Raw genomic sequence first — 14,076 nt, forward strand, 5'->3', positions numbered from 1 at the left:
GCCTTTGGAGCTGTGAGGTTCAGGTTCGAGTCCTGGCGGCGGAGCATGACGGAGAACAGACTCGCGATCATCGTGCTGGCTGCTGGCCAGGGCACACGGATGAAGTCCCGGCTGCCGAAGGTGCTGCACCCGATCGCCGGGCGCCCCCTCGTCGGCCACGTGCTGACCACGGCTTCCGTCCTGGGCGCCGACCACATCGAGGTCGTCGTGCGCCATGAGCGCGACCAGGTCGTCAGCGCGATCTCCGCGCAGTACCCCGACGCCGTGATCGTCGACCAGGACGAGATCCCCGGCACCGGGCGCGCCGTCCAGGTCGCCGTCGACGCTCTTCCGTCGGACTTCGAGGGCGATGTGCTCGTGCTCTCCGGCGATGTCCCGCTGCTCGAGGCAGACACCCTGCAGTCCCTCCTCGCCGGCCACCGGCGGGCAGAGGCCGCCGCGACCATCCTCAGCGCGCTCCTCGACGACCCGACCGGCTACGGACGCATCATCCGTGATGAGGCCGGCACGGTGTCGCGCATCGTCGAGCAGAAGGACGCCACCGCCGAAGAAGCGGCCGTCGCCGAGATCAACGCGGGCGTCTACGTCTTCCGTGCATCCGCGCTGCGCTCCTTCCTCCCGCAGATCGACCAGAACAACGCCCAGGGCGAGCTGTACCTCACCGACGTGATCGGTCTGCTGCGTCAGGCCCAGCACACGGTCGCCGCGGAGATCGCCGCCGACACCGCAGCGACGTTCGGCGTGAACGACCGGGCCCAGCTCGCCGAGGCCGGTCGCGTGCTCAACGCCCGAATCGTGCGCCGCTGGCAGCGCGACGGCGTCTCGATCATGGACCCGGCGACCACGTGGATCGACGATGATGCCAAGCTCTCGTCCGATGTCACGATCCTGCCGAACACGCACATCGTGGGGGCCACGGTGATCGAGTCCGGTGCCGTGATCGGCCCCGACACGACGCTCGTGGACTGCGAGGTCGGCGCGGATGCCGTCATCAAGCGCACGGATGCGACGCTCGCGGTCATCGGCGCCGGCACGACGGTGGGCCCCTTCGCCTTCATCCGCCCCGGCACGGTGCTTGCCGACGGCGGCAAGATCGGCACCTTCGTCGAGACGAAGAACTCCACGATCGGCGCCGGCAGCAAGGTGCCGCACCTGTCGTACATCGGCGACACGACGATCGGCGAGCGCGTCAACATCGGCGCCGGTGCGATCACGGCGAACTACGACGACCTCGTCAAGCACCGCACTGAGATCGGCGACGAGGTGCACACGGGCTCGCACAACGTGTTCGTCGCGCCGGTTAGGATTGGAGATGGTGCGAAGACCGGAGCGGGAGCGGTCGTCCGCAAGGACGTCCCCGCTGGTGCTCTGGCCTTGAGCGTCGCCCCTCAGCGCAACGTCGAGGGATGGGTCGAGAAGAACAGAGCCGGGACTGGCGCCGCAGAGGCGGCATCCCGTGCCAACCGAGCTGCGGAGTAAAGGCACGCCATGGGGCACAAGAAGAAGACCGTCGAGCTGGACCGGGACAACGGGGTCGCTCCCGGACTCGTCGCCAAGAACAAGAAGCACCTGGTCGTCGCCGGCGGACGCTCGCACCCCGAGCTGACCGCCGCCGTGGCGCGGGCACTGGGAACGCAGGTCGCGCCCGTCGAGCACCGCACCTTCGCCTCGGGTGAGATCTACGCTCGTTTCGAGGTGTCGATCCGCGGGACCGATCTCTTCATCGTGCAGACCTTCGGCGAGGGTCTGAACGAGTCGCTCATCGAGACGCTGATCATGATCGATGCGGCCAAGCGCGCCTCGGCCAAGCGCATCACGCTCGTCGTGCCGTATTTCCCCTACTCCCGCCAGGACAAGAAGGGCCGCGGTCGTGAGCCCATCAGCGCCCGCCTGGTCGCCGACCTCTTCAAGACCGCCGGTGCCGACCGCGTCATGAGCGTCGACCTGCACGCCGCCCAGATCCAGGGCTTCTTCGACGGCCCCGTCGACCACCTCTTCGCCAAGCCGGTGCTCCTCGAGCACTTCCGCGAGACGCTCACGGCCGAAGACCGCGAGACGCTCACGATCGTCTCGCCCGACATGGGGCGCGTGCGCGTCGCCGACACGTGGTCCGACAGCCTGGATGCGCCGCTGGCGATCATCCACAAGCGTCGCGACCCGAAGGTCGCCAACCAGGTCTCCGTTCACGAGATCGTCGGAACCGTCGCCGGCCGAACCTGCCTGCTCGTCGACGACATGATCGACACGGGCGGCACGATCGTCAAGGCCGCGCAGGCTCTGAAGGCCAACGGCGCGCGACGGGTGATCGTCGCGGCAACGCACGCGATCTTCAGCGACCCGGCCACCGAGCGTCTGCAGGATGAGGCGATCGACGAGGTCGTCGTCACCGACACGATCCCGCTGAACGAGTCCCGTCGTTGGGAGTCGCTGACGGTTCTGCCGATCGCTCCGCTGCTGGCGCGCGCGATCCACGAGGTGTTCGAGGACGGATCCGTCACGAGCATGTTCGGCGGAGACGCCTGACCCGGGGCACAGCCCGCGCATAGCGCGCGGACATAGTCTCGAGAGCATGATCGTGCAGACCCTGTCGCCCGCCGTGCGTTCCGGAGCGGTCCTCGCGGCCGTCATCGGCGCTCTGACCGTCACCGGGTGCGCGGGCACCGATGCCTCGGCCGATTCCGCGGAGCCCGTGGAGTACGCGGACGGGACCTACACGGCCGAGGGGTCATATCAGACGCCGGAGAACGTCGAGAGGGTATCGGTGACGTTGACGATCGCCGACAACCTCGTCGCGGGCGTCGAGGTCGCGGGAGATCCGGGGGCACGGGAGACCGAGCAGTACCAGGCCGCGTTCATCTCGGGCATCGCGACGGAGATCGTGGGGGTTCCCCTCGACGAGATCGACGTCAGCCGGGTTGCGGGATCGTCGCTCACGAGCGGCGGTTTCAACGCGGCGGTGGCGGAGATCAAGGCGCAGGCCGCCCTCGAGCAGTAGGAGCGCGCATGCCCCTGTGGCGCTTCGACGCGATCGGCACGACCTGGGAGATCGATTCGGAGCACCCGCTCGACGACTCGGTGCGCTCGCGCATCAACGACCTCATCGAGGACTTCGACCGCACCTGGTCGCGGTTCCGCAGGGATTCTCTCGTGAGCCGGCTCGGTCGCTCCGGCGGGACGGCCGCGCTTCCCCCGGATGCTCCGGCGATGCTCGACGCCTATCGTGCTCTCACCCGGGCAACGGACGGTGCGGTGAATCCGCTGGTGGCCGAGAGCCTGAACGCGCTCGGCTACGACCCCGATTACTCCTTGCGCCCCGGCACGCCACGACCGGCTCCGTCGGAGTGGACCGGCATCGTGTCGTGGGCTGAGCCGCTGCTGAGCGTCTCGACGCCGGCTCTGCTCGATGTGGGTGCGTTGGGCAAGGGCCGCCTGGTCGATCGTGTCTTCGACGAGCTCGCCGATGTCCCGGGGATCCGTGCGGTCGATGCCGGCGGCGACCTGCGGGTGCGCGAAGACATGCGCGTGGGCCTCGAGCATCCCTTCGATCCGAGCGCCGCGATCGGAGTCGCCATGATTCGGGACCAGGCGATCTGCGCGTCCGCGATCACCCGCCGCGCCTGGGGGAGCGGACTGCACCATGTCCTCGATGCCCGTACCGGGATTCCGGTGCGAACCTGGGCGGCGACCTGGGCGATCGGGGCGGATGCCATGACCGCCGACGCCGTCGCCACGGCGCTGTTCTTCGACGGCGGTGCGGACTTCGCCGCCGAGCGCGGCGTCGAGTGGGTGCGGATGAGCACGGACGGGCGCGCGCAGTGGTCCGCGAGCGCACCGATCGAGGTATTCCGCCCCGGTGGGCGGTTCGATGAGGGAGAGTTGACCCTGTGATGAGTATGTTCACCGCCGCCCGCCAGCGTGTTCTCGCGGTTCTCGGCGCCGTATCGATGTATCGGCTGGTGCTGTTCGCGCTGGGGCTGCTCGCCGTCATCGCGCTGGCATTGTCGGCACTCGGCGCGATCGTCTCCCCGACACCCGCGGAGATCCTGTACTCCTTCGTCGTCCTCGGCGTCGTCATCTGCGCGGTCGACGCGATCGCGCAGCGTCTTCTCCGGCTCCCGTGGCGCGTGGAATCGTCGTTGGTGACGACGCTCATCATGCTCTTCGTCATGCGGCCCGGGTCGGATGCCGCCGCTTTCACGGGCCTCGCCCTCGCCGGTGCGCTGGCGAGCCTGTCGAAGTACCTCATCGCCTGGCGCGGACGTCACATCCTCAATCCGGCGGCGTTCGGAGCCGCGGTGGTGACGATCGTCGGTTCGTTCGGCGCCTTCGAATGGCTGGGAACCTCCGCCTCATGGTGGGTGGGCACGCCGTCGCTGGCCCTTCCCGTGGCCGTGCTGGGACTGGCGGTGCTGTGGCGCACCGAGAAGGTGCGGGTGGTGCTGGTGTTCCTTCTCGTCGCGATCGGCACTTCAGTGGTGCGCCAGGCCGTGCAGGGGCAGCAGTTCGGCATGGGGTTCGACCTCGGCGAGGCGCTGTCGTTCGCGGTGCTGCAGTCGACGTTCCTGTTCCTCGGCATCTTCATGCTGTCCGAGCCGCTGACGCTGCCGCCGCGGCGGTGGCAGCAGTACTCGGTGGCGGCGCTGGTCGGTGTGCTCGCCGGCTGGCCGATTCTCATCGCGGGTCTTTTCACCCTCGGCCAGGAGCGCGCACTGCTCATCGGCAACCTGCTGGCGTTCGTCTTCGCGCTGCGCGGTTCGGTGCGGCTCCGCCTCGACAAGCGCGAGTTCATCACCCCGACCGTGCAGGAGCTGACCTTCCGCACCAAGGGGCGGCTGAATTTCCTGCCGGGTCAGTACCTCGAGCTCGATGTGCCGCATCACCGGCCGGATGCCCGCGGAACGCGCCGCGAGTTCAGCATTGTCTCGGCGCCCGCGGACCTGCCGACGCTGCGCATCGCCTATAAGAACGGCGACCAGAAGCATCCGTCGTCCTACAAGCGCGCTCTCGCCGCCGCCGAGCCCGGCGCGACATTGGCGGTCACCGGGACATGGGGCGACTTCCTGCTGCCCCGTGGCGACGCGCCGGTGCTCATGGTCGCTGCAGGAATCGGGGTCACTCCGTTCGTCTCGCAGCTTCGCCAGCTGCAAGCGGCCGGGGTTCAGCGCGACATCGTGCTCGTGTACGTGGCATCTGACGTTTCGGAGCTGGCGTTCCGCGAGGAGCTGGAGGCGACAGGCGTTCGCGCCGTCGTATACACCCGAGACGAGCCGGCGGGCCTCGGCGACAAATGGTCGTGGGCGCAGGGCGTGCGCCTGGATGCCGAGGGTCTGGAACGCGTGGTCCCCGACATCGCGGCGCGGCACACCTTCATCTCGGGACCGCCGCGACTCATCGCCGACCTCGCTCCCGCGCTGCAGAAGGCGCATTCGCTGACGACCGACGCCTTCGCCGGGTACTGACCGCGCACCAGGCGCCGCCGGCTCACGCCTCCGGCGGGTCGGGGAGCGGCTGCGTCAGGGGAAGGCGCACGGTGAAGGTCGTGTCTCCGGGCTCGGATTCCACGGACAGGGTTCCCCGGTGCCCCTCGACGATGGCCTTGGCGATCGCCAGGCCCAGCCCCGTTCCGCCGGTCTGGCGGGCACGCGAGGAGTCGCCCCGGGCGAAACGGGCGAAGAGCGCGTCGCGCACCTGCGGATCGATGCCGGGGCCGTCATCGTGCACGCGGATGACGGCGAGATCGTCCTCGACGCCGACGCCCAGCGTGATCTGCGTGCCGGCGGGTGTGTGGGTGCGAGCGTTGGCGAGCAGGTTCGCGACGACCTGGTGCAGGCGCCCGGCGTCGCCGAGGATGACGACCGGCTCGTCGGGAACATCGACGCTCCAGCGGTGGTCGGGCCCGGTCGGGCGGGCATCGGCGAGCCCTTCGAGAGCGAGGTTGGTGAGGTCGACGGAGCCGTGCACGAGCTCGGTGCCCTCGTCCAGTCGGGCCAGCAGCAGCAGGTCTTCGACCAGACGCGTCATCCGCAGCGACTGCGCCTGGATGCGCTCGAGCGCGGTCTCGGTGCTCTCGGCGGCATCGACGGCCGATGTCTGCCGCAGTGCGCGCAGCGAGAGCTCGGAGTAGCCGCGGATCGAGGCGAGGGGAGTGCGCAGCTCGTGGCTGGCATCCGCGACGAAGCGGCGCATGCGCTCCTCGTTGCGCTGGCGGGAGGCGAGCGACTCGTCGACGTGGTCGAGCAGGGTGTTCAACGATGCGCCGACGAGGCCAATCTCGGTGCGCGGGTCGGATTCCTCGGCCGGGACGCGCTCGGTGATGGACACCTCGCCGCGATCGAGCGGCTGGTTCGCGACGCGCGTCGCAGTCGCGGCCACGGCCCGCAGCGGTCGCAGGGTCATCCGGATCGTGACGGTGATCGTGAGGGCAAGGAGGATGAGCCCGCCGAGTGTCGCGAGGGACACGACGGTGAACAGCTGGGCGAGGGTGCTCTGGATGCCGTCGCGGGGGAGCCCGGTGACGACGTTGATGGCGGGGGAGAACTTCGTCGCCGCCGTCTGGGTGACGATCAATTGGTAGGAGGCGCCGTTGTGTCCGGGGAGCGCGATCGACCCGGTGCTGCGTCCGGCGAGCGCCGCGTCGATGGCGCGCAGCTCCCGGGTGGAGAGGTCGCTGAGCGCTCCCCCCTCGCCGATCACGACTCCGCTGGCCGTGCCGCCGGTGGTCTCATCCGGGATCCAGAACGCCAGGAGCAGGCCGGAAGCGGGCGGGGCGACGCCGTCCATGGCGGAGCGTGCGGTGAGGGACTCGTTGGTGATCATCGCATAGCCCGCGCGCTGGGACACCAGCGCCGTCGTGCGGTCGGAGAGGGAGCGCACCTGCTCGGTCAGCTGACCCTCGAGCGCCTGGTTCAGCGTCGCGCCGGTGATGACGGCGACGATGATGAGGATGAGCGAGACGAACCCGGTCACGGCGATCATGAGCCGTGCCTGCAGGGTCAGCGGTGCGCGCATCCCCGGCCGGGTCACTGGGGGGCCTTGATCATGTAGCCGACGCCGCGCACCGTGTGCAGCAGGGGCGTGCGGCCGGCGTCGATCTTCTTGCGCAGGTACGAGATGTACAGCTCGACGACCGACGACTTGCCGCCGAAGTCGTAGCTCCAGACGCGGTCGAGGATCTGCGTCTTCGAGAGCACACGGCGCTCGTTGCGCATCAGATAGCGCAGCAGTTCGAACTCGGTGGCGGTTAGCTCGATCTCGGTTCCGTCACGCTCGACCTCGTGGCTGTCCTCGTTGAGGGTGAGGTCGCCGACGCGCAGGATCGACTGGCCCTCGTCGCTGGAGGCCAGGCCCGTGCGTCGGATGATCGCGCGCAGACGCGCGATGACCTCTTCGAGGCTGAAGGGCTTGGTGACGTAGTCGTCGCCGCCGGCGGTCAGGCCCGCGATCCGGTCGCCCACGGCATCCTTCGCGGTCAGGAAGAGCACGGGGACGAGGTTGCCCGATTCACGCAGCCGGCGCAGTACGCTCATCCCGTCGAGATCGGGCATCATGATGTCGAGCACAAGAGCATCGGGCTCGAACTCCCGGGCGACCTGCAGAGCCTCCATGCCCGAGGACGCGGTGCGCACTTCCCAGCCCTCCATGCGCAGGGCCATCGCGAGAAGGTCGGTGAGCATCTGCTCGTCATCGACGGCGAGGATGCGCAGCGGAGATCCATCGGGGCGGCGAAGTTCGGGCAGATCGTGGCTCATGAGGTCCATTGTGATGCTTCGTCTATGAAACTTCTATGGAAACTTCTATGCGTGATCTGTGAATCGGATGCTGCGTCCCGCGCATGATCGTCGCGGACCCGTTGCCGGTTCATAAGAAACCCATCAGCTCACCATCTGCTTCCCATAATCGCCGTCAATATCGTCATCTCCGTCCCGCCGAAGCGCGGGCGAAGGAGAGACATGTACGGAAGATATCTGCGGAGAGAGCTAGCCGGCCGCAAGAAGCAGACGGTGATCGTCGCCGTCGGGCTCGCGGTGGCGATCGCACTCGTGATCATCGTCAACGCGCTGACAGCCGGAGTGCGCGACGCGCAGGCGCAGGCGCTCGAATCGGTGTACGGCGTCGGCACCGACCTGACGGTCACCGGAGCGATGACCGAGCCCGGCGAGGGCGGCGGCCCGCGGTTCGAGTTCGATGCGGATGCCGGTGAAGCCGGCGTTGACACGACGACCCTGAGCTCGTCGCAGCTGATGACCGAGATGATGCGCTCGACCCTGGACGCCGCCGTTCTCGACGACGTGCTCGCCACACCCGGCGTGAGCGGGGCCACAGCAACGCTCAGCCTCACGAACACCACCTTCTCGGGCGAGATGCCCACCGGCGGCTTCGTCGGCGGCTCGCAGCCCGCAGAGGGCGGGATGCCCGGCGGCGGCGAGCCTGCGCAGGGCGGACCCGACGGCGCAGGCGGCAGCGCGTTCGGGCTCGACTCGTTCAGCGTGCTCGGCATCGATCCGGAGGGAGCGGCCATCGGTCCGCTCGCCTCCGTCGAGGTCTCCGACGGGCGCGCCTTCGACGCCGATGACGTCCAGGCCCTCGTCGCCCTCGTCGATGGCTCCTACGCCTCGACCGCGGAGATCGCGGTCGGCGACATGATCGACGTCGCGGGCTCCGAGGTCGAGGTCGTCGGCATCGTGGCATCCACGTCCGACTCCGCGGACACCGCTGCGAACGTCTACCTCCCCCTGCAGACGGCGCAGGCCCTCGCGGGCGTCGACGATGTCGTCTCGACCATCTATGTGCAGGCCGAGTCGGCCTCCGGCATCGACCAGCTGCAGGGCGACCTCGAGACCGCGCTGCCGGATGCCACGGTCAGCTCGCAGTCCGACCTCGCCTCCACGGTCTCCGGCTCGCTGACGAGCGCGACATCGATGATCACGAACCTCGGCACGTGGCTCTCGGTCATCGTGCTCGCCGTGGCGCTGCTGATGGCCGTGCTTTTCACGATCTCCGGAGTCTCGCGGCGCACCCGCGAGTTCGGCACGCTGAAGGCGATCGGCTGGTCCAACGGCCGGATCGTGCGCCAGGTCGCCGGCGAATCCATGGTGCAGGGCCTCATCGGCGGCATCGGCGGCCTCGTCCTGGGAGTCATCGGGATCGTCCTCATCAACATCGTGCAGCCGACGATCTCGGCGGCGGCATCCGCACCGTCGGGCATGGGCGGCGAGAAGCCGCGCGGCGCGGGAGGATTCGGCGGCGGTCTGACCAGCGGGGGGATGTTCGAGGCCGCAAGCACTGCGGACATCGTGCTGAGCGCGCCGTTCACGCCCGTGGTGCTCCTCGCGGCGATCGGCATCGCGGTGCTCGGCGGTCTGCTCGCCGGTGTCTTCGGCGGATGGCGCGCGGCCCGACTGAGCCCCGCCGAGGCACTGCGATCGGTGGCCTGATCACGATGACGACGAAAGAAGAGAGTATGACCATCGCGGCAGAACCGGTGTACCGCCTGTCCGGCGTGACCCGAACCTACACCCAGAAGGACCGGGTCGTCCGGGCCCTGACCGGCGTCGACCTCGACATCTGGGCGGGGGAGTTCGTCACCATCCAGGGACCGACCGGCGGTGGCAAATCGACGCTGCTGCAGCTGCTGGGCGCGCTCGACCGGCCGACGTCCGGATCGCTGACGCTCGGCGGCACGGAACTGGCGAAGTCCTCGGATGCCGAGCTCACACGGCTGCGCGCGGAGGAGATCGGGTTCGTCTTCCAGAGCTTCAACCTCATTCCGACGCTCACCGCGGCCGAGAACGTCGAGATGGCGCTGGAGACCACGCGCCTGTCCAAGCCGGAGCGGCGCCGCCGTGTCGACGAGGCCCTTGAGCACGTCGGCCTCGCGGAGCGCGGCGATCACCTGCCGTCCGAGCTCTCCGGAGGTCAGCAGCAGCGCGTTGCGATCGCGCGCGCGATCGTGAGGCGGCCGAAGGTGCTGCTCGCGGACGAACCGACCGGGAACCTCGACGAGAGCATGCGCGATGAGATCCTCGTGCTGTTGGAGGGGCTGTGCGCGGAGGGGATAACGATGGTCGTCGTCACGCACGACTCCGCTGTCGCGCGCCGGGCCAGCCGCCGGTTGCACCTCGCGAAGGGCACCATCACCGATATCACCCGCTGAGAGGTTCCTCAGAACACGGAAGAAGGCCCCGGCGTAGCCGGGGCCTTCTTCTCACGCGGTGAACGCTGCTCAGTGGGTGTCTTCCGCCTCGATCTCGGTGCGGTCTCCCGACCAGAGCGTGTGGAAGGTGCCTTCCTTGTCGACGCGCTTGTAGGTGTGCGCGCCGAAGAAGTCGCGCTGGCCCTGGACGAGCGCTGCGGGCAGTCGGTCGGCGCGGATGCCGTCGTAGTACGACAGCGACGAGCTGAACGCGGGGGCGGGGATGCCGGCGTTCGCTGCTGCGACGACGACGCGACGCCAGGCGGCCTGGGCGCGGGTGATGGCCTCGGCGAAGTACGGCGCGGTCATCAGCACGGGCAGGTCGGCCTCGGCGGCGTAGGCGTCGGCGATGCGGTTGAGGAACTGGGCGCGGATGATGCATCCCGCGCGCCAGATCTTCGACACGGCACCCAGATCGATGTTCCAGTCGTACTCGGCCGCACCGGCGCGGATCTCGTCGAAGCCCTGCGAGTAGGCGACGATCTTCGACGCGTACAGGGCCAGGCGGACGTCTTCGATGAACGCGTCGACGTCATCGACGGTGAAGGTCTCATCCGGGCCCGGGAGCGCGGATGCGACGGCGCGCTGCTCGGGGTGCGAGGACAGCGACCGGGCGAAGGTGGCCTCGGCGATGCCGGAGACAGGAACACCGAGGGAGAGCGCGGTCTGCACGGTCCACGCGCCGGTGCCCTTGGCGCCGGCCTGGTCGAGGATGACGTCGACGAGGGGCTTGCCGGTTTCGGCGTCGACCTGGCGGAGCACCTCGGCGGTGATCTCGATCAGGTAGCTCTCGAGCTCGCCCGTGTTCCACTCGGCGAAGATATCGGCGATCTCTGCGGGGGTCTTGCCCGTTCCTCGGCGGATGAGGTCGTAGGCCTCGGCGATGAGCTGCATGTCGGCGTACTCGATGCCGTTGTGGACCATCTTCACGAAGTGGCCCGCGCCGTCGTGGCCGATGTGCGTCACGCAGGGCTCGCCCTCGGCGACCGCGGCGATGGACTTCAGGATCGGGCCGAGAGTGACCCAGGACTCGCCCGAGCCGCCGGGCATGATCGAGGGGCCCAGCAGGGCGCCCTCCTCACCGCCGGAGATACCGGCGCCGACGAAGTTGATGCCGGTCTCGCGAACCGTCTTCTCGCGGCGGATCGTGTCGGGGAAGAATGCGTTGCCGCCGTCGACGATGATGTCGCCGGGCTCGAACACCTCGACGAGGGAGTCGATCACGGCATCGGTGGGTCCGCCGGCCTTGACCATGATGATCGCGGTGCGCGGCTTCTGCAGGCTGTCCGCGAACTCCTGGTAGGTCTTCGCCGGGATGAAGCCCGCTTCGGGGTGCGCGTCGAGCACGCCCTGGGTCTTCTCATAGCTGCGGTTGAAGATCGCCACCGTGTTCCCCTCGCGGGATGCGAGGTTGCGGGCGAGGTTCGACCCCATGACGGCGAGTCCGACGACTCCGATGTTCGCTGATGCTCCGGGCAAAACTGCTCCTCGATCGTGAAGAAGTGGGGGTGTTCAGATTAGCGCGCGTCAGTCCTTGCGGTACGCGGTGCGGCCCATCGCGTACATCGCGCCGATGCTGACGACGGTGGCGCACACCGACATGGCGCCGATGAGCCAGAGCAACGCGTGGGACATGAAAGCTGCATCGAGCATGCGGAACTCCAAGTTCTCAAAGGGTGGGGATTGCCTGAGTTTCACCCTACCGGGTGATCCGGTACCATGGAGTTGTTCCTCGGCGAGGGATGCAACGTGCGCGCACGCAGCATCCGTAATCGACGCGGCGAATCAAGCCCCTGGTTTTTTCGCACGTCTGTGTCTGGGACACCGACCACCAAGACCACCACGCGGCGAGATGTTCGCCGCGTGCCCCGAAGGAGAAACCATGTCTGACGACACCAAGGTCATCGCAGAGGTCCGCACGCAGTTCGGCAAGGGCTTCGCCCGTCGTCTGCGCGCCGCCGGCCAGATCCCCGCCGTTCTTTACGGCCACGGCACCGAGCCGGTCCACGTGGCCCTGCCCGGCCACCAGGTCTCGCTCATCATCCGCCGCGCCAACGCGCTTCTGGAGCTCGAGATCGACGGCAAGGGTCAGCTCGCGCTGGTCAAGGACGTCCAGAAGGACCCGGTGCGCCAGATCATCGAGCACATCGACCTCCTCGTCGTGAAGAAGGGCGAGAAGGTCCAGGTCGAGGTCCCCGTCACCGTGACCGGTGAGTCCTTCTCCGGCACGATCGTCACCGTCGAGGTGAACACGATCAAGCTCGAGGTCGAGGCCACCCACATCCCCGAGCACGTCGAGGCTTCGGTCGAGGGCCTGCAGGACGGCGCGCACATCACAGCCGCCGACATCGTGCTGCCCCAGGGCGCTTCGCTGGTCGACGAGCCCGAGCTGCTGCTCATCGCCGTTTCGGTTCCGGCCGCCGAGGTCTCGGAAGAGGCCGAGGCTGAGGCTGCTGCCGCACCCGCTGCGGAGTAATCCACACGCGAATCATGAGCAGAGGGGACGCGATCGGTTCGCGTCCCCTCTGTCGTATCCTCCGCCCGTTTCTGCGACCACGTCCGAAAGGCGCCTTCTCCATGGCCGATACCTGGTTGATCGTCGGGCTGGGAAACCCCGGCCCCCGCTACGAGAGCACCCGGCACAACGTCGGCCAGCTCGTCGTCGATGAGCTCGCGGCCCGGCGCGACGAGGGCTTCCGCGAGCACAAGGGCGGCGCTCGCGTCGTCGAGACCTGGATGCGGCCGGGCGGCGACAAGATGGTTCTGGCCAAGCCGAACTCGTTCATGAACGTGTCGGGAACCCCGGTGGCGGCGCTGTCGCGGTTCTACTCGGTGTCTGCGGAGCGCATCGTGCTCGTACACGATGAGCTCGACATTCCCTTCGACACCATCAAGCTCAAGGTCGGCGGTGGCCACGGCGGGCACAACGGCATCCGCGACGTCGCCCGGGCCGTCGGAACAGCCGATTTCCCCCGCGTCCGCGTGGGGATCGGGCGGCCCCCGGGGCGTCAGGATCCCGCGGACTGGGTGCTGGCACCCTTCGGCAAGGCGGAGCGCGAAACGCTCGCGATCCTCGTCTCGGATGCGGCGGATGCTGTCGAGCAGCTCATCGGCGAGGGGTTGCTCGCCGCGCAGCAGAAGCATCACGCGCCGCGGTGACGAGGCGTCACCGATGATGCGGAAGGCCGGTACGGGACTCTGTACCGGCCTTCCGCATCAGAGCGAGGTGGGCGCCTCAGCTGTAGTAGGTGATCGCTCCGGCGCTCGCACCGATCCCGAGCATGATGGCGAGCATCAGGAAGAAGATGAACGGTGCGATGACGCCGAGCACCAGGGCCGTGATTGCCCAGCCGCGGCCGGCACGCTTCACGATCGCGATGATGCCCACGATGATGGCCGCGATGCCCGCGAGGGTACCGATCCAGAAGCTGATCTCGCCGAGCAGGACATCATTGCGCACGGGCGAGAGCAGATAGAGCACGTCGTCGGTCATATCGAGGTAGTCCTCCTCGATCACACCCGGCATCCCGAAACCAATGCGGTACCCGGCGATGCTGGCCATGATGGGCGAGACGACGACGGCGATGACGCCCAGGAGCAGGGCGATGATGCCGGGCATCGGGGACTTCTTCGCCGGTGCGGACGGCGGCTGGTAGGCGCCGTCGCCCAGGGCGTAGCCGCCCACGGGGACCCCGTATGCTCCGGGAGGCGCCTGCACAGCAGGACTCGTCGGAGGTGCGACGGGGTATCCCGGAGCCGGGTACGCGGGCGCTGCAGTTGACGCCTGCGGGTATGCGGGCGCTTGCGGATGGGCGGGCGCCTGCGGCACCGGAGGCAGGGGAGCGCTCGGCCCGGGGGGAGGAAGCTGCGGATCAGTCACGGCT

Annotated in this window: 14 protein-coding genes; 9 read left to right on the forward strand and 5 right to left on the reverse strand. The window is 68.5% G+C overall.

Going from position 1 to position 14,076, the window contains the following annotated elements; translation table 11 throughout:
• Positions 1 to 45: 45 nt before the first annotated feature.
• From glmU to Q0Z66_RS03585, 5 genes are read left to right on the forward strand one after another with little or no spacing between them, the layout of a single operon-like run.
• Positions 46 to 1,479, forward strand: a complete 1,434-nt coding sequence (glmU, locus tag Q0Z66_RS03565) for a bifunctional UDP-N-acetylglucosamine diphosphorylase/glucosamine-1-phosphate N-acetyltransferase GlmU (RefSeq protein WP_298037848.1) — start codon at positions 46 to 48, stop codon at positions 1,477 to 1,479.
• 9 nt (positions 1,480 to 1,488) lie between these two features.
• Entirely contained in the window at positions 1,489 to 2,523 is a 1,035-nt protein-coding gene (locus Q0Z66_RS03570; RefSeq protein ID WP_298037850.1) for a ribose-phosphate diphosphokinase, read from the forward strand.
• Positions 2,524 to 2,569: 46 nt separating this feature from the next.
• Positions 2,570 to 2,995 (forward strand): hypothetical protein, encoded by a 426-nt coding sequence (locus Q0Z66_RS03575; RefSeq protein ID WP_298037853.1) that lies wholly within the window; start codon positions 2,570 to 2,572, stop codon positions 2,993 to 2,995.
• Positions 2,996 to 3,003: 8 nt separating this feature from the next.
• Positions 3,004 to 3,888: an FAD:protein FMN transferase gene (locus tag Q0Z66_RS03580; RefSeq protein ID WP_298037856.1), complete on the forward strand. Its 885-nt coding sequence runs from the start codon at positions 3,004 to 3,006 to the stop codon at positions 3,886 to 3,888.
• The gene (locus Q0Z66_RS03585; RefSeq protein WP_298037858.1) at positions 3,888 to 5,459 is read left to right on the forward strand and encodes an FAD-dependent oxidoreductase; all 1,572 of its coding nucleotides are present in this window, start codon (positions 3,888 to 3,890) and stop codon (positions 5,457 to 5,459) included. Before Q0Z66_RS03580 ends, Q0Z66_RS03585 begins: the two co-directional genes overlap by 1 nt.
• Positions 5,460 to 5,481: 22 nt before the next feature.
• Here the strand turns inward: Q0Z66_RS03585 and Q0Z66_RS03590 are convergent, their stop codons facing one another.
• Together Q0Z66_RS03590 and Q0Z66_RS03595 are read right to left on the reverse strand one after the other, a co-directional pair.
• The gene (locus Q0Z66_RS03590; protein WP_298037861.1) at positions 5,482 to 7,008 is read right to left on the reverse strand and encodes an ATP-binding protein; all 1,527 of its coding nucleotides are present in this window, start codon (positions 7,006 to 7,008) and stop codon (positions 5,482 to 5,484) included.
• An 11-nt stretch (positions 7,009 to 7,019) separates the two neighbouring features.
• Positions 7,020 to 7,748, reverse strand: a complete 729-nt coding sequence (locus Q0Z66_RS03595) for a response regulator transcription factor (RefSeq protein WP_298037864.1) — start codon at positions 7,746 to 7,748, stop codon at positions 7,020 to 7,022.
• Positions 7,749 to 7,949: 201 nt separating this feature from the next.
• On the opposite strand from Q0Z66_RS03595, the gene Q0Z66_RS03600 reads away from it, so the two are divergent.
• Together Q0Z66_RS03600 and Q0Z66_RS03605 are read left to right on the forward strand one after the other, a co-directional pair.
• Positions 7,950 to 9,434 carry an ABC transporter permease gene (locus Q0Z66_RS03600; protein ID WP_298037866.1) on the forward strand — a complete coding sequence of 495 codons (1,485 nt, stop codon included), beginning with the start codon at positions 7,950 to 7,952 and terminating at the stop codon, positions 9,432 to 9,434.
• A 26-nt stretch (positions 9,435 to 9,460) separates the two neighbouring features.
• Complete coding sequence (locus Q0Z66_RS03605; protein ID WP_298037868.1) at positions 9,461 to 10,153, forward strand: ABC transporter ATP-binding protein; 693 nt, start codon at positions 9,461 to 9,463, stop codon at positions 10,151 to 10,153.
• A 69-nt stretch (positions 10,154 to 10,222) separates the two neighbouring features.
• Here Q0Z66_RS03605 and gndA read toward each other — a convergent pair whose 3' ends face one another.
• Both gndA and Q0Z66_RS03615 read right to left on the reverse strand, forming a co-directional pair.
• A complete protein-coding gene (gndA, locus tag Q0Z66_RS03610; protein ID WP_298037871.1) occupies positions 10,223 to 11,671 on the reverse strand; it encodes an NADP-dependent phosphogluconate dehydrogenase in 1,449 nt (482 codons plus the stop codon).
• Positions 11,672 to 11,719: 48 nt separating this feature from the next.
• Positions 11,720 to 11,845 carry a hypothetical protein gene (locus Q0Z66_RS03615; RefSeq protein ID WP_298037873.1) on the reverse strand — a complete coding sequence of 42 codons (126 nt, stop codon included), beginning with the start codon at positions 11,843 to 11,845 and terminating at the stop codon, positions 11,720 to 11,722.
• Between the two features lie 229 nt (positions 11,846 to 12,074).
• Between Q0Z66_RS03615 and Q0Z66_RS03620 the strand changes: the two genes are divergently transcribed.
• Both Q0Z66_RS03620 and pth read left to right on the forward strand, forming a co-directional pair.
• A complete protein-coding gene (locus Q0Z66_RS03620) occupies positions 12,075 to 12,668 on the forward strand; it encodes a 50S ribosomal protein L25/general stress protein Ctc (RefSeq protein ID WP_298037875.1) in 594 nt (197 codons plus the stop codon).
• Positions 12,669 to 12,769: 101 nt separating this feature from the next.
• On the forward strand, positions 12,770 to 13,351 hold the full coding sequence (gene pth / locus Q0Z66_RS03625; protein ID WP_298037876.1) for an aminoacyl-tRNA hydrolase: 582 nt from the start codon (positions 12,770 to 12,772) through the stop codon (positions 13,349 to 13,351).
• 76 nt (positions 13,352 to 13,427) lie between these two features.
• On the opposite strand, the gene Q0Z66_RS03630 is transcribed toward pth, so the two are convergent.
• A complete protein-coding gene (locus Q0Z66_RS03630; RefSeq protein WP_298037877.1) occupies positions 13,428 to 14,072 on the reverse strand; it encodes a hypothetical protein in 645 nt (214 codons plus the stop codon).
• Positions 14,073 to 14,076: the final 4 nt, after the last annotated feature.

The sequence above is a fragment of the uncultured Microbacterium sp. genome (assembly GCF_947632095.1).
Taxonomy (GTDB): domain Bacteria; phylum Actinomycetota; class Actinomycetes; order Actinomycetales; family Microbacteriaceae; genus Microbacterium.

Excerpts from the sequence above, each read along its gene's own strand:
- glmU (WP_298037848.1), top strand. The coding sequence starts at position 46 with ATGACGGAGAACAGACTCGCGATCATCGTGCTGGCTGCTGGCCAGGGC.
- Q0Z66_RS03570 (WP_298037850.1), top strand. The coding sequence starts at position 1,489 with ATGGGGCACAAGAAGAAGACCGTCGAGCTGGACCGGGACAACGGGGTC.
- Q0Z66_RS03575 (WP_298037853.1), top strand. The coding sequence starts at position 2,570 with ATGATCGTGCAGACCCTGTCGCCCGCCGTGCGTTCCGGAGCGGTCCTC.
- Q0Z66_RS03580 (WP_298037856.1), top strand. The coding sequence starts at position 3,004 with ATGCCCCTGTGGCGCTTCGACGCGATCGGCACGACCTGGGAGATCGAT.
- Q0Z66_RS03585 (WP_298037858.1), top strand. The coding sequence starts at position 3,888 with ATGAGTATGTTCACCGCCGCCCGCCAGCGTGTTCTCGCGGTTCTCGGC.
- Q0Z66_RS03590 (WP_298037861.1), bottom strand. The coding sequence starts at position 7,008 with ATGCGCGCACCGCTGACCCTGCAGGCACGGCTCATGATCGCCGTGACC.
- Q0Z66_RS03595 (WP_298037864.1), bottom strand. The coding sequence starts at position 7,748 with ATGAGCCACGATCTGCCCGAACTTCGCCGCCCCGATGGATCTCCGCTG.
- Q0Z66_RS03600 (WP_298037866.1), top strand. The coding sequence starts at position 7,950 with ATGTACGGAAGATATCTGCGGAGAGAGCTAGCCGGCCGCAAGAAGCAG.
- Q0Z66_RS03605 (WP_298037868.1), top strand. The coding sequence starts at position 9,461 with ATGACCATCGCGGCAGAACCGGTGTACCGCCTGTCCGGCGTGACCCGA.
- Q0Z66_RS03615 (WP_298037873.1), bottom strand. The coding sequence starts at position 11,845 with ATGCTCGATGCAGCTTTCATGTCCCACGCGTTGCTCTGGCTCATCGGC.
- Q0Z66_RS03620 (WP_298037875.1), top strand. The coding sequence starts at position 12,075 with ATGTCTGACGACACCAAGGTCATCGCAGAGGTCCGCACGCAGTTCGGC.
- pth (WP_298037876.1), top strand. The coding sequence starts at position 12,770 with ATGGCCGATACCTGGTTGATCGTCGGGCTGGGAAACCCCGGCCCCCGC.